This is a genomic window from Sporosarcina aquimarina (assembly GCF_033253705.1).
GTDB classification, from domain to species: domain Bacteria; phylum Bacillota; class Bacilli; order Bacillales_A; family Planococcaceae; genus Sporosarcina; species Sporosarcina aquimarina.
Window position 1 is genome coordinate 68,982 of the sequence record NZ_JAUBDH010000001.1, and the last position, 14,539, is coordinate 83,520.

General features: G+C 43.8%; 13 protein-coding genes and 1 pseudogene. 9 read left to right on the forward strand and 5 right to left on the reverse strand.

Annotation, left to right across the window (positions count from 1 at the left end; all coding sequences use genetic code 11):
* Positions 1 to 104 precede the first annotated feature (104 nt).
* Complete coding sequence (locus QT716_RS00400) at positions 105 to 374, forward strand: hypothetical protein (protein WP_317933688.1); 270 nt, start codon at positions 105 to 107, stop codon at positions 372 to 374.
* Positions 375 to 546: 172 nt separating this feature from the next.
* Complete coding sequence (locus QT716_RS00405; protein WP_317933689.1) at positions 547 to 2,457, forward strand: mechanosensitive ion channel; 1,911 nt, start codon at positions 547 to 549, stop codon at positions 2,455 to 2,457.
* 40 nt (positions 2,458 to 2,497) lie between these two features.
* Here QT716_RS00405 and QT716_RS00410 read toward each other — a convergent pair whose 3' ends face one another.
* From QT716_RS00410 to QT716_RS00430, 5 genes are all read right to left on the reverse strand, one after another.
* Entirely contained in the window at positions 2,498 to 3,133 is a 636-nt protein-coding gene (locus tag QT716_RS00410) for a response regulator transcription factor (protein ID WP_317933690.1), read from the reverse strand.
* A complete protein-coding gene (locus QT716_RS00415) occupies positions 3,108 to 4,154 on the reverse strand; it encodes a sensor histidine kinase (protein WP_317933692.1) in 1,047 nt (348 codons plus the stop codon). Before QT716_RS00415 ends, QT716_RS00410 begins: the two co-directional genes overlap by 26 nt.
* On the reverse strand, positions 4,151 to 4,852 hold the full coding sequence (gene liaF / locus QT716_RS00420; RefSeq protein WP_317933694.1) for a cell wall-active antibiotics response protein LiaF: 702 nt from the start codon (positions 4,850 to 4,852) through the stop codon (positions 4,151 to 4,153). The genes QT716_RS00415 and liaF overlap by 4 nt, the downstream gene beginning before the upstream one ends.
* 239 nt (positions 4,853 to 5,091) lie before the next feature.
* Positions 5,092 to 5,700 carry a PspA/IM30 family protein gene (locus tag QT716_RS00425; RefSeq protein WP_317933695.1) on the reverse strand — a complete coding sequence of 203 codons (609 nt, stop codon included), beginning with the start codon at positions 5,698 to 5,700 and terminating at the stop codon, positions 5,092 to 5,094.
* Between the two features lie 12 nt (positions 5,701 to 5,712).
* Positions 5,713 to 6,060: a lmo0954 family membrane protein gene (locus tag QT716_RS00430; RefSeq protein ID WP_317933696.1), complete on the reverse strand. Its 348-nt coding sequence runs from the start codon at positions 6,058 to 6,060 to the stop codon at positions 5,713 to 5,715.
* Between the two features lie 198 nt (positions 6,061 to 6,258).
* On the opposite strand from QT716_RS00430, the gene QT716_RS00435 reads away from it, so the two are divergent.
* The 7 genes and pseudogenes from QT716_RS00435 to QT716_RS00465 all read left to right on the forward strand — a co-directional run bounded on the left by QT716_RS00435 (position 6,259) and on the right by QT716_RS00465 (position 14,506).
* A complete protein-coding gene (locus QT716_RS00435) occupies positions 6,259 to 7,407 on the forward strand; it encodes a thiolase family protein (protein WP_317933697.1) in 1,149 nt (382 codons plus the stop codon).
* Between the two features lie 26 nt (positions 7,408 to 7,433).
* Positions 7,434 to 8,582, forward strand: a complete 1,149-nt coding sequence (locus tag QT716_RS00440) for an acyl-CoA dehydrogenase family protein (protein WP_317933698.1) — start codon at positions 7,434 to 7,436, stop codon at positions 8,580 to 8,582.
* A 55-nt stretch (positions 8,583 to 8,637) separates the two neighbouring features.
* The gene (locus QT716_RS00445) at positions 8,638 to 10,251 is read left to right on the forward strand and encodes a long-chain fatty acid--CoA ligase (protein WP_317933699.1); all 1,614 of its coding nucleotides are present in this window, start codon (positions 8,638 to 8,640) and stop codon (positions 10,249 to 10,251) included.
* Between the two features lie 588 nt (positions 10,252 to 10,839).
* On the forward strand, positions 10,840 to 11,451 hold the full coding sequence (locus QT716_RS00450; RefSeq protein WP_317933700.1) for a DedA family protein: 612 nt from the start codon (positions 10,840 to 10,842) through the stop codon (positions 11,449 to 11,451).
* A 6-nt stretch (positions 11,452 to 11,457) separates the two neighbouring features.
* Positions 11,458 to 12,285 (forward strand): undecaprenyl-diphosphate phosphatase, encoded by an 828-nt coding sequence (locus tag QT716_RS00455; protein WP_317933701.1) that lies wholly within the window; start codon positions 11,458 to 11,460, stop codon positions 12,283 to 12,285.
* Between the two features lie 168 nt (positions 12,286 to 12,453).
* Positions 12,454 to 13,161, forward strand: a pseudogene (locus QT716_RS00460) (response regulator transcription factor).
* A complete protein-coding gene (locus QT716_RS00465) occupies positions 13,151 to 14,506 on the forward strand; it encodes a sensor histidine kinase (protein ID WP_317933702.1) in 1,356 nt (451 codons plus the stop codon). Before QT716_RS00460 ends, QT716_RS00465 begins: the two are co-directional and overlap by 11 nt.
* The last annotated feature ends 33 nt before the right edge of the window (positions 14,507 to 14,539 follow it).

Sequence of the window (14,539 nt, forward strand, 5' to 3'; positions counted from 1 at the left end):
ATACTATCTGTGCCCTTTTCGCGTTTAAATTAGTTTGAGCAAGGGAATAATAGGGACAGAACCAAAGCCGCTAATAGAATTACGCTGTGGAGGGAGAGATGCAAGTGACTATTAAAGATGGAAAGTATCCAAACAAAAAGGATTTAGAACCCAAAGTACCCAAACCGGGGAAAGTGGCAGGACCTTCAGACGAATTGCCTTTGTCAGATCCGGCAGACTCCAACTTTTCCTATGAGTTCAGAGATAACGAACAGGATACAACGGGAGAACGTGATTCTTCCCTATTTAAAGAGAACGTGGAAGAGCCCTCCAAGCAACCGAATCACAACGAAAAAGCCCATAATGAATGGAACGAATCCAAACCTAGTTCTTGAGCCAGCTGATGTTTATATTCAGCTGGTTTTTCTTGTGATGAATTGGTCATCCGCCACGTGTTAAAACGAGTTGAAGGAATCCCCCTTTTTGAGAATCTTTTTTTATTCAGGTTTACAAAACCTTGTTTATAGGAATAGGTTAGTAGACTTATTACAAGAACGGAGGATCTTAATGTTCAGAGACCCGTACTATTCAAACCTTTTCAGCTGGCTGCCAGATTTGCTGCTTGGAATTATCGTATTAATCATTGGTTTTATCATTGCCAAAGTAGCAGAAAACCTAGTAGTTAAAGCTATGAAGAAAGGTCGCATGAATGAAAGACTGAATATGCAGCACCAAAAGTGGAGTGCTGATCGGATTGCTGGGAAAATTGTATTTTTTGGTATTTTATTATTAACTATTCTCATCTTCTTCAATATGATGAATCTCAACACAATTTCGTCCCCGTTCTTGAATGTATTTGCGGGGCTCAGCGGTGCGGTGCTCGGTATATTAAAAGCGGGTCTTATTCTTTTACTTGCTTGGGTGCTTGCAACTGTTGTCAGAAAACTGATTCTGTCAGCTGGACACAAAGTGAATCTTCACAAGTATGTATCAAAGGTGGGAGGTTCTGCTGAATCAGTCGACAAAGTACAGTGGATTTCAGCGGCCGCTAACGTCGTATTTTATCTGATCTTACTTCTTTTCATCCCTGCAGTTTTAAATGCGTTAGGGCTAAATGGAGTAAGCGGACCGTTTGAAAACTTGTTAACAGGGTTTGTCGCGTTCATCCCTAAATTGGTTGGAGCAGCGCTGATTTTTGCAGTGGGAATCATTGTTGCAAGAATCGTTCGTATGATTGTTACAAAGTTATTAGAGTCAATTGGTACAGACAAAATAGCGGATAAGCTGAAGGTATCTTCTGCTATGAAAGGAACTAGCATATCAAAAGTAATTGGAACAATCGTATTCGTTCTGATTTTAATTCCGGTAACAATTTCTGCGCTAGAAGTGCTTGATTTAGATGGGATTTCACAACCAGCAATCGCGATGTTAAACGATATCATGGTTATGCTGCCTAAGATTGTAGTAGCTATTGCCTTGATACTCGTTGGAGTATACATTGCGAAATGGGTCAAAGGTGTCGTGGAAACACTACTTGCGAACCTTGGCGTTGACTCACTCTCAAATAAGATGGGGGTAAAATCTACAAATCGTTCAGGCAGTTTAACTGTTTCGTCAGTAATTGGAACGATTGTACAAATTGTAATCATATTACTCTTCGTTGTAGAGGCACTTCAAATTGTGCAATTAGCGTTTATGGTAACTCTCGCAACAGCAATATTCGCTTACTTGCCAATGGTTCTTGCAACGGTGCTGATTCTTGCAGTCGGCTTCTGGCTTGCAAACCTTGCCGAGAAGTTTATCGGAAGTGTCATGCAGACAAAACAAGGAACACCGCATATCCTCCGCTACGTTGCAAAATATGCAATCTTAGCGTTTGCGTTCTTTATGGCGCTTAGTCAGCTTGGTATTGCACCTGCCATCATTAACGCTGCGTTCATCCTCATCTTGGGAGGCGTCGCATTGGCATTCGGACTTGCATTCGGTTTAGGTGGACGTGACCACGCATCACGCTATTTGTCCAAAATGGAGTCGAGTCTTCAAGATGCCGATGTATCTAAAGAAAAGTGGGAAGAACAAAAAGAAGAGATGAAACAAGATGTAAACCAGGTTAAGAAAGAAGCAAAAGACGGTATGAATGAAACTAAAGCAGATATGCAGCATGAAAAAGAACAGATGAAACGAGCTGCAGATCAGGCGCAAGCGTCTCCTGTCAATCCGATTGATGAAGTTCCGGGTAATCCTGAGGAAAGCCTAAGAGGTCCAGCTCATTCGGATGTGAATGAGACACCTTTAACTGAAAACTTCGGAGGAAGTGAACCTGCTTCATTCACTGAAGAAAGTACAGATCCGGGCTACAATGAAGTTGAGCCTGGAGAAGAATATCCGTTTGGTGAGCATGATCGTCGCAGTCGTTTTAACAAAGAAGCACATGATCAATGGAATAGCCAAAAACCGAATAACGATTCACCTCAATAAGTATTTAAAAACGCACAGCCGGTTCATGGCTGTGCGTTTTTCATTGGACTAATTTATGGTGAAACGCATAAATGACCGCTTGTGTGCGATCTTGGACTTCCAGTTTAGATAGGACATTACTAACGTGTGTTTTGACGGTTTTTAGAGAGATGAACAACTCATCTGCAATTTCCTGATTGGACTTACCTTGTGCTAGTAACAACAACGTTTCAAATTCACGTTGGGTTAGCTCATCGTGCAAGGGCTGATCTGAAGAACCGCTGCGCATCTTTTCCATCATCTTGACAGTTACTTCAGGCTCCAAGACAGTTTGACCTTGCACAGTTTCCCGTATTGCTTGAGCAATACGCTTTGCATTCGATGTCTTTAATATGTAGCTGGAGGCACCGGCTTCGAGCGCTGGGTAGACTTTGTCGTCATCCAGAAAACTTGTGACTACGATGATTTTGGCTTCTGGCCATTTTTGTATTATAGCTTTTGTTGCTTCTGCCCCATTCAAAACGGGCATCACCATGTCCATTAAAATGATGTCTGGCCGTAAATCCAAAGCTTTCTCTACCGCTTCTCCGCCATTTTCTGCTTCACCCACGACTTCCATGTCGGCTTGGGTGCCAAGGTATGCAGACACCCCGATACGAACCATCTCATGATCATCTGCTAGTAGTACGCGTATCATTACCTTCCACCTCCTCAGTTCGAATTGGTAATTTTACTTCCACAATCGTGCCTTGCGAGGGGACGGATACAATTTTACAGACACCGCCAATTTCAACTGCACGTTCTTTAACGTTCTGAAGACCATAAGAACCGCCTTTGCCGCTAGTTTCACTAAATCCAACACCGTTATCTTGGACTTTAAAAATTGCTAAACCATCACGTTCAATGAAGACCACATCGACTTCTGTAGCTTTCGCGTGCCGCAGCGTGTTGGATAACGTTTCCTGAGCAATGCGAAACAAATGATCTTCGGAACCTTTAGATAATGTAACTTCCTCAAGTCGATAACGAATGGTGAATGTTACTTTTTCCCTTAGTTCTGTAAGGAGTTCTTCCAAACCTTCTTTGAGCGTTTTGTTGTTCAAAACTGCTGGTCGTAAATGCAAAAGAAGTGCACGCATTTCAAGTTGTGCTTGTTGAACCATTCGTTCCACTTGGAGCAAGGGCTTTTGAAGTGTTGATTTTTCAGGCCTTTCAGTTAAAGAGGACAACAACATGGACGCCGCAAACAATTGCTGGGAAACGGAGTCGTGAAGTTCTCGTGCGAGACGCTGCCGTTCTTCAATGAGCCGTTGCTGAATAATCTCATCTTGGTCTTCAGCACGCTGATCTGTGATTCTTTGTAAACTGCGTTTTTGAGTTTCTAGGACATCTGAAACTGTCAACAGAGTCCGGTTTAACTTTCGCGAGATGCCTTTCTTAGAAGGTGAACTCCCTTCTTCTGTAAGTTGTATGAGCCTGCGCTCGATCGTTATCTCCTTAGTTCGCGCGATGCTGTACATCCAGAAAGAAAAGAAAGTACCTAATGCAATTGGGATTATAAGCAGCCAGAACCCTATAGGGACTTCCAGAAATTCGTCATTGTACAGCTGCTGCCATTCCAATGTAGGGCTATATTCAATTACATAATAGACAGCCCCGCCACACAAAGCGATGAACAAGGTCGATAGAAGCAATCCGCGCCAAAAAAGTCCCGTCATTTACGAATCACCTCGACATCCCCGAAGCGGACGGATAGAGAAATGATGAGTTCAGCTTCGGTACCAATTGAGCGGTCGTAGCCATCTTTCATATGGATTGACTCATTCAACAAACGTTTCGGCGTTAGGTCAAACAGCCGACATTCCCCAAATAATGCCGAGCAGTGGATTCGCACAGGTAAGTCATAAGGTAATTCAATCTTCACTCGGCCGAAACTTTGCCGAATCGAAATGAATGAAGTCCGTTTCGGCAGTACAGTATCTGTTACATCGATATAGAAATCACCAACGATACCTTGTACGTGAACGTCTTGCCATTCATAGGAAGTAAATGGAGTCGATTGGCTGGAGAAAAGCCGATCTTTCCAAATACCATTCTGTGTTTCCCGCGTCGTTTCTTTTAAAGGACGCATAATTTCTTCTGCAGGCGTTCCTTTCCACAAACGAACGACAAGATAAAGCAGTATTCCAAAAATGAGTAATCGCAAGCTCCATAAGGATAGCAAAGCAATCACAATGAAGGCGCCGCCTGTGATAACAAGCCACTTGGAGCGTCTTTGAAGTCCGAAATACATGGCAATGGCACCGAAAAAGAAGAAGATGACGTTCCCGTTGCCGAACAAACCTGCTTCAATCACGATTAGCAGGATGAAGGTCATGACCCAAAGTGTTGTCCGTTCTGTAATGCTGCGTTTCATGTTGAATCCTCTCCTTTCTCGATGTCAGTATGACGCTTTTTGCAGAAGGGTTTTGATTCTGTAGATGGATTTGTTTGATTGCTTGGTGTGGATGGTTGAGACTCTTCGGCAACCCGCCCGATACCTTAGGCAACTCGCCCAATTGCAATACACATATACCAAAACACTCGGTAAAAAAGAACTGCCGAGCGGTCAAGTTGGACTCGACCGTCCGGACAGCTCGCTGCTGTCTTTCCAGTTTACACGATTTTCTCAATCGTTGCTTCTTCTGCTGTAAGATTATCGAGACGGCGTCGCATCGATGCGATGTCGTCGCCTTTAGTGAAAGTAGAATACGTATCTTCTTCAGAAGAGGGTTCAAGATCTGCAGAGAAAATACGATCCATACGGCTGTTTGCCCGTTTTGCATTCTCTTCACCCATTAACTTCAATCGGCGCACGTGCATGTCTTTCACTTTGTGTTTCATGCTTTCAAAACGGCGTTCCAACGCAATCATCGACTCTGTCGTGTCTGACTCGAGTGAATGTAATTCGTCTCGTCGGCGGCTATAGGCTTCCGCTTCGTCTTTCGCATAGCTGATAAGTGCTTCGTCTCCTGTTGCTTCTGCTAGAAATAGCTGCTCTGTTCGCTTTTCGGTAAGCTGTTCAGCTTCTAGAAGTTCTTTTGTGACTTCGTCTCGCAAAATCCGCTGACGTTCCAATAGTTTCCCAACCGCTTTCGTTTGTTGCTCCGCTTCTTTGATTGTTTCATTTAGTACGTCTGCTGCATTTTGTGTCTTCCGTTTCGATGTCACCTGTTCGAGATCTTCTTGTATTGCAAATTTGAATTTGTACCATAGTTCATTCATAAATAGTCCTCCTTATTTTGTGAATTCGTTCCATTGCTTTTCAAACTTTGCAAATGGATCCGCGTCAATGACATTGCTGTTTTTCCGTTTGCTTACCTTCCAAGAATGCCAAGCGTAATACGCTCCTGCGGCAGCGAGAATTCCAATGAATGCTGGGATGTTGGAAATACCTGTGAGAATCCCGAACAACAATACAATGCCCCACAGGATACGGCCAATTGTAGAATCACTTTTTCTAAAGTAGTGCCATCCTGCGAATGCCGCTGCTGCAGAAAGAGCTAAGGCTACGATCGATCCGATATTTGCGACTGCCACAATCCCCGCGATAATTCCTAATACAACTAATGCGAATTTTTTCATGTTTTGTGGTGCCTCCCTTCGTTTGTATCCTAATCATAAGGTAGAAATAAAATTTGCCAAACGGGCGGGGTACGGAGATTTCTCTCATACTTAAGGCTGAGGGGGAGAACCGGTGAGAAACAAGTATTGTAAACGTTTTCACTAATTGCTATAGTTATTAGAAAACTATAACTATTTTAATGTGGAGGTTGAGTACATATGAAAGAGACTGTAATTGTTGCAGGCGTGCGTACACCGGTTGGCAGAAGAAAAGGAAGTTTAGCGGGAACGAGGCCTGACGAACTTGCAGCGCTGGTTCTCGATGAGTTAATGACGCGTGCGGGAGTGGCGAAAGAAGAGGTGGATGATGTCATTCTTGGATGTGTGACTCAATCAGGCGAACAAGGCGGCAATATCGCGCGGACTGCTGCGCTAATTGGCGGATTTCCAGTGAGTGTACCCGGTGCGACGATCGACAGGCAATGCGGTTCAAGCCAGCAGGCTGTTCACTTTGCGTCCCAGGCGATACTAAGCGGGGATATGGACGTAGTAATTGCTGGAGGCGTAGAAAGCATGACGCGTGAACCAATGTTTTCTAATATGCACGCGGCAAAGCCCAGCGCAAAGTTAACTGCACAATATGAAATCATTAATCAGGGTCTTTCCGCTGAAAGAATCGCTTCTAAATGGAAGTTATCAAGAGAAACCCTCGATCAGTATGCATATGAGAGTCATCAAAAAGCGATGCAGGGGATTGATGGGGGACGGTTCGACGAAGAGATTGTACCTGTGACCATCATGGATGCAGATGGCAACACAGAGTTATTTTCCATAGATGAAGGCCCGCGTCCTGAGTCAACCCTTGAAGCGCTGTCAGGCTTGAAGACTGTATTTGATGAAACGGGTGTCATCACTGCCGGAAATGCGAGTCAAATGAGTGATGGGGCTTCTGCTGTGTTACTGATGAGCCGTGACAAAGCAGAAACACTGGGTGTCAAACCGATTGCGCGAATTGTTGCCCGTTCGGTTGTAGGTTCAGACCCGACGCTTATGCTGACAGGACCGATTGAGGCGACACATCAAGTACTTAAAAAGGCTGGATTGACAATTGAAGATATGGATCGCTATGAGGTGAATGAAGCATTTGCTCCAGTGCCACTTGCATGGTTAGCAGAAACGGGTGCTGACCTTGCAAAGTTAAATGTAAATGGAGGCGCGATTGCATTAGGTCATCCACTCGGTGCTACAGGAACGAAGCTGCTCGTATCGTTGATGCACGAATTAAAGCATTCAGGAGGACGTTATGGACTGCTGGCCATTTGCGAAGGAATGGGTATGGCGAACGCGACAATTATTGAAATGCTTTAAACCCAGTAAAGGGGAGGTCAATTTCATTGAAACGCTATCGATTCGAAACAGAAGAACATATTTTGTTTAGGAAAACGCTTCGAAAGTTTCTTGAGAAAGAAGCTGTACCTCATTATGACGAGTGGGAAAAGAATCGGCTGATTCCAAAATCTTTTTGGCGGAAGCTTGGTGAAATGGGATTCCTTTGCCCTCAAGTTGACGAGCAATACGGCGGACTGGGATTGGATTTCAGCTACGGCGTCATAATTGGAGAAGAGATGGAACGAGTCGGTGCTGGTTTGACAGGAATTGGGCTGCATAATGATATCGTCGTTCCATATATTGAATCGTACGGAACAGATAAACAAAAACAACGATTCCTGCCAGGCTGTCTGACAGCAGACGTCATTACAGGGGTGGCGATGACGGAGCCTGGCACAGGTTCGGATTTGGCGAACGTTCAAACAACTGCTCGAAAAGAAGGCGAATACTACGTAGTGAATGGACAGAAGACATTCATAACAAATGGCATTAACGGCAACCTGTTCTTAACTGTTGTCAAAACAGATACACAGGCCGAGCCGAAGCATCGCGGTATTAGTCTTCTATTAATAGAAGAAGGGATAGAAGGGTTCACAAAAGGCCGTAAGCTGGACAAAGTGGGGATGCATTCACAAGATACTGCAGAACTCTATTTTGAGGATTGTAAAGTGCCTGTTGCCAATTTAATTGGCGAGGAAAATAAAGGCTTTCATTACTTAATGCAAAAGTTGCAGCAGGAACGGCTTATCGTCGCGCTTGCTGCACAAACCGCAGCGGAAGATATGCTGGAGTTGACGCTGGCTTATGTAAAAGAACGTCACGCGTTTGGCAAGCCGATATCATCGTTTCAAAATACGCAATTCAAACTGGCGGAGATTGCAACCAAAACGGAGTTGGGGAAGACGTTTTTGGAGTCTTTAATCGAAGAGCATATGAGCGGTGCGGATGTTGTCACGAAAGTTTCGATGGCGAAGTACTGGATTACGGAAAGTGCCCGGGAGATTGCAACGGAGTGTATGAAACTGTATGGCGGTTACGGTTATATGGAAGATTATAAGATTGCAAGACGCTATCGGGATATTCCTGTGACATCGATTTACGCGGGAACGAACGAAATAATGAAAGTGATCATCGCTAAAAATCTCGGACTTTAATGACCTTAAGGTAATAAGGAATGGCCAATTTAAAGGATAAAGGGAGATGGCTACAATGATGCAAACACCACTTAACTTATCGTCGTTCATCCGGCGTGCCGAACAATTCTTTCCTGAAAAACTCATTATTTCACGTACTGCTGCTGACAAAATACACCGCATTCCTTATCGGGAGTTTGCAAAACGTACACGAAAGCTCGCCGACGCCCTTACAAAGCTAGGTATGGAACACGGGACGAAAGTGGCTACGTTCGGATGGAATCACCACCGTCATTTAGAGGCGTATTTCGGGGTGCCTTGTACAGGTGCGATATTGCACATGGTAAATATCCGCTTGTCTCCTGAGCATATTGCATATGTCATTAATCATGCGGAAGACGAAATTTTACTCGTAGACGATAATTTGTTTCCGCATTTAGAGAAGTTAGCGCCACTTTTGAAAACCGTAAAGCACTACATCATTATGGGCGACAGTAAAGAAGTGCCCGAGACGAGCCTGTCGAATGTCCATGCATACGAGACCCTTCTTGACGGGGCATCTGATGCGTTCGAGTTTCCAGAGGATTTGGATGAAAACACTCCCGCCGGCATGTGCTATACATCAGCGACTACGGGCAATCCGAAAGGGGTTGTCTACACGCATCGCGGAATCGTGCTCCATAGTTATGCACTTGGACTTGCGGATGCAATGGGGTTGAATGAGCGGGATGTCATTATGCCAGTCGTCCCGATGTTTCACGTTAATGCATGGGGGCTTCCTTTTGCTGCGGTATTCTTCGGTTCCACACAAGTATTGCCTGGACCCGGGATCATTCCGGATCTATTGTTGGATATGATCGAACAAGAAAACGTGACGCTGACTGCGGGAGTGCCGACAATTTGGATGGCTGTTTTGAAAGCTCAAGACGCTAAACCACGCGACTTGTCTTCTTTACGCGCTATTGTATGCGGAGGATCCGCTTCTCCTAAAGGTCTTATTCGCGCATTTGAAGAACGTTACAAAGTTCCGTTCATTGTCGGATATGGAATGACTGAAACGTCGCCACTCGTAAGTTTGTCTGTATTAACATCGGGTATGGATGACGTCACGATGGAGGAAAAAATAAATCTTAGAGCATTGCAAGGGCTTGTGATGCCAGGTCTCGATGTAAAGATTGTGAATGAAAACGGTGAAGTTCCATGGGACGGAAAAACGATGGGAGAGCTTGCGGTGCGCGGACCATGGATTGCGGATGAATATTACAAAGACGAACGGACAGAGGAAGCCTTCCGAGATGGTTGGCTGTATACGGGTGATATCGCGGTCATGACGGAGTTTGGTTATTTGAAGCTAACGGATCGTACGAAAGATTTGATCAAGAGCGGGGGCGAGTGGATTTCGTCTGTAGACTTGGAGAATGCATTGATGACGCATGACGCTGTATTTGAAGCAGCCGTAATCGCCGTGCCACATGAGAAGTGGCAAGAGCGCCCGCTTGGTTGTGTGGTTTTGGCAGATGGCCATACTGCGGACGACGCTATGAAGAAAGAGCTGCTAGAGTACATGGATGGGCAGTTTGCTAAGTGGTGGGTTCCTGACGATATTGTGTTTATGGAAGAGATTCCGAAAACGTCTGTAGGCAAGTTCTTGAAAGCAGAACTGCGTAAACAGTTAAGTGAAGTGAAGTAACTAGAATATGGAATACCCGTCCGGCATAGAGTGCTGGACGGGTTTTGTTGTGCTGCAGTCATAGAAAGAGAGCTTGTTTCGTAAACTCATATAGATGGGACGAAACTTGTAGCGGGAGATGACGTCTTTATGACGAGTTAAAAGAGTAGGGACTTGATTGGTGATATTGTGATTTATGAGCGGAAAGCGCGGGTTATGATCAAAGATTTAGAGTTATGAGCGGAAAGTGGAATTTATGATCACAATTCTAGAGTTATGAGCGGAAAGTGGAATTTATGATCACAATTCTAGATTTATGAGCGGAAAGTGGAATTTATGATCACAATTCTAGAGTTATGAGCGGAAGGTGGAATTTATGATCACAATTCTAGAGTTATGAGCGGAAGGCGGAATTTATGATCACAATTCTAGATTTATGAGCGGAAGGCGGAGTTTATGATCACAATTCTAGATTTATGAGCGGAAAGCGGAATTTATGATCACAATTCTAGATTTAAGAGCGGAAGGCAGAGTTTATGATCACTTCAGCAGAACATAAGGATGGTGGCTGGTTTTGATTGATTAAAAACTTAGGACGGGAGGGCGTGGATGGATGGTTGGATCATGGATACGTTGGCAAAATACGGTTATTTTGGGGTGTTTGCGCTCATTTTAATTGAAAACATTTTTCCACCAATTCCATCTGAGCTGATTCTAACGTTTAGCGGATTTTTAGTTGTAAGCCATGGTCTTTCGATGGGGTGGATGATCACAGCGGCTACAGCTGGATCTGTGATTGGCGCTATGTTTTTGTATGGAATCGGTATGTTTCTCGACGTTCCCCGGCTGGAAAGTCTTACGGATCGGTATGGCCGTTGGCTGAGGCTGAAACGGAAGGACATTCGACGTGCGGATGCGTGGTTTCACAAACACGGTCCGTGGACAGTACTCATTTGCAGAGTGATTCCGCTAGTCCGGAGTCTGATTTCAATACCTGCAGGAATGTCGGGAATGAATTTCCCTCTTTTCATTGTCCTAACTGCTTTGGGCAGTTTAGTTTGGAATAGTATACTCATTTACTTGGGTGTAAAGCTAGGGACGCATTTTGAATCGGTCCTCCGATATATGGACATCTATTCAAACGTTGTGTATATTTTAATAGGAATTGGCGGAGTGGTTGTATGGAGTAAGTATGTCACTTTTCGCAGAAAGCGGGTATAACAATCTATGGATTTATTTGAATTTCTAAAAGCACTTATTTTAGGGTTTGTAGAGGGAATGACTGAATTTGCACCTGTTTCTTCGACAGGTCACTTAATTATTGTGGATGACATGTGGTTGAAAAGTGAGGAGTTTCTTGGGAAATATCCTTCAATCACTTTTAAAATAGTCATTCAGCTGGGTTCAATCTTAGCGGTCGTAGTTGTCTTCTGGAAACGATTATTCAGCTTGGTCGGTCTTTACAAAGTGGAAGGTCAAAAAGCGAGCAAGAGCTTCAACTTGCTGCACGTTATCGTTGGAATGCTGCCAGCCGTAATACTCGGGTTTGCATTTAAAGATTTAATCGATGATTATTTGTTTGGTGTAGAAACAGTTATTGTGGCGCTCGTTGCTGGTGCAATTTTAATGATTGCGGCGGATCGGTTTGGTCCTAAAACACCACGCGTTCAAAATCTTGACCAAATTACATATCGACAAGCATTTACAGTCGGTCTCGTTCAATGTCTCTCGTTATGGCCAGGGTTTTCACGTTCAGGCGCTACAATATCAGGTGGTGTATTGTTCGGGATGAACCACAGAACTGCGGCGGACTTTACGTTCATCATGGCTGTTCCGATTATGATGGGAGCCAGTCTCGTTTCTGTGTTGAAAAACTGGGAATACCTATCGATGGATCATATTTCGTTCTATATTGTTGGATTCCTTAGTGCATTCGTGTTCTCGCTGCTGTCGATTCGATTCTTCTTGAAACTAATCTCGAAGATCAAACTCGTCCCATTTGCAATTTATCGTATTGTATTAGCAGTTATTTTGGCGATTATCGTATTTCTATAAGAAGCATTCCCGCACACAAAGCGGGCTGCTTCTTTTTTGTTTGCATTTAATTTCTCTCACTAGATGATAAACTGATAGAATTAAAGAAAAGTTATCTGTAAGTGGATCAGTACTTAAAATGGAATAAAGTAATTTTACTAACTAAGCGGAGAAAAAGGTGAGCGGATCATGGCTGAAAAACTATTGGTTATAGAAGACGAAGAAAGTATTGCGCGTGTGTTGCAACTGGAGCTTGAGTTTGAAGGATATGAGGTTTCTACGTCTCATACATGAACAGATGGACTTATTATGTATCGCGAACAGGAATGGGATCTTGTCTTATTGGATTTGATGCTGCCTGGATTAAATGGATTGGATGTATTGCGCCGGATTCGCGCAGATGAAACAATGACGCCGGTTATCTTATTGACAGCCAAGAGCGATATGGAAGACAAAGTCGCGGGACTCGATTTAGGCGCAAATGATTACGTAACGAAACCTTTTGAAATTGAAGAGTTATTGGCCAGGATACGTGCGGCATTAAGATTTTCATCAAAAGGTAAAGCTGAAGTTGCAGAAGACGTTCATTTACATGAATTCAATGGACTTTCCATTCAAGATCTTACACGGGAAGTACGTTGTAATGGCGTCCTCGTGGAATTAACGCCCCGCGAATATGACCTATTGTTTCATTTGTTGAAGCATCCCAATCAGGTATTGACGCGAGAGCAGCTGCTGGATGCAGTTTGGGGATACGATTATTACGGAGATACGAATGTAGTGGACGTCTATGTCCGGTATGTCCGGAAGAAGATTGATCCGGAATGTGGACCTTCGTTCATTCACACTGTACGAGGGGTAGGGTATGCGTTAAAGGATTCACGTAATGAAGCTTAAGACAAAAATTCACTTTCTATCCACGTTAATGATGCTTATTTTGCTTATTTTGAGTAACTTAGGGATTTACTTTACATTTGACCGGACCCAACATAAGACAGAATACAGTCAGCTGCTTGGGAGTGCAAAAGAATTGACGGTGGCGCTCAATAAAATGACGGATGAAGAAGAAGCTGAAATTATTTTGCGTGCTTACGTACCGCCGAACGGAGCACTTCGTGTAGTGGGAGAGGAAGGAAAAGATATTTTATCCGTCCAATCGATGGAAGGGTTTGATAAAAAGTTTCCGATACCTAAAAAAGATGAGCAGTATACACTTGTTCCATTTAACGGATATGAAGCCCTGTCAATTGCCATTCCGACAATTTGGCCGACCGAAGAAGTGGTGCAGTTAGAAGTGACTCAGGTACTGACCGATCTAAAGGCGAATTTGAAGCTGCTTCGTGTGGTCATGATTGGGATAACGCTATTTGCAATGATTCCAATCGTAATCTCAAGTATGACACTGGGGCGGATTGTTACGCAGCCAATTGAAAAGCTGATCCATGCAATGACAGCCAGCCGGAAATCAGGAACTTTCCAGCAAATCGCTGTTCCTGAACAGGGAAAAGATGAGTTAGCCCAAATGGGTCAGACTTTTAATGAACTGATGATTCAGCTGGAACAAAACTATCGTAAACAGGAGAAGTTCGTATCGGATGCTTCCCATGAATTAAAAACACCAATTACGGTTATCGATAGTTATGCCCGATTACTCGAACGGCGCGGTATGGACAAGCCTGAGCTTACAGAAGAGGCATTGACTGCAATTCGCAATGAGACGAAACGCATGAAAGAAATGATAGAGCAAATGTTGGATCTTGCCCGAAATAATGAACCGGCCTCCTATGTATTTGAAGAAACGGATCTCCGTATACTTGTCGATGACGCTGCCAGAATGATTACAAGCGCTTATGGGAGAGCGGTTCACGTAAAGGGGCCAGACCAATTGAAATTATCGACAGATGGCACTCACTTGAAACAATTGCTTATTATTTTGCTCGATAATGCGCGAAAGTATAGTGAACAGAACATTGATGTGGAAGTTGAGTTATTGAATCAATATGTTGCTGTTCGTATTCGTGATTACGGTAAAGGAATTCCGGAAAAAGACATACCGTTTTTGTTTGACCGTTTTTATCGGGTAGGCGAGGACCGTAATCGAAAAACAGGTGGAACTGGATTAGGACTTGCGATTGCCAACGAAATTTCAATTGGATTAGGGACAAAATTAGATATCGAAAGTGAAGAAGGAAAAGGGACAGTAGTTACCATTTGGCTTCAGAAAAAGCCAGATTCTCAGTGAATTTTAATATACACCTGCTACGCTATAGAAGAG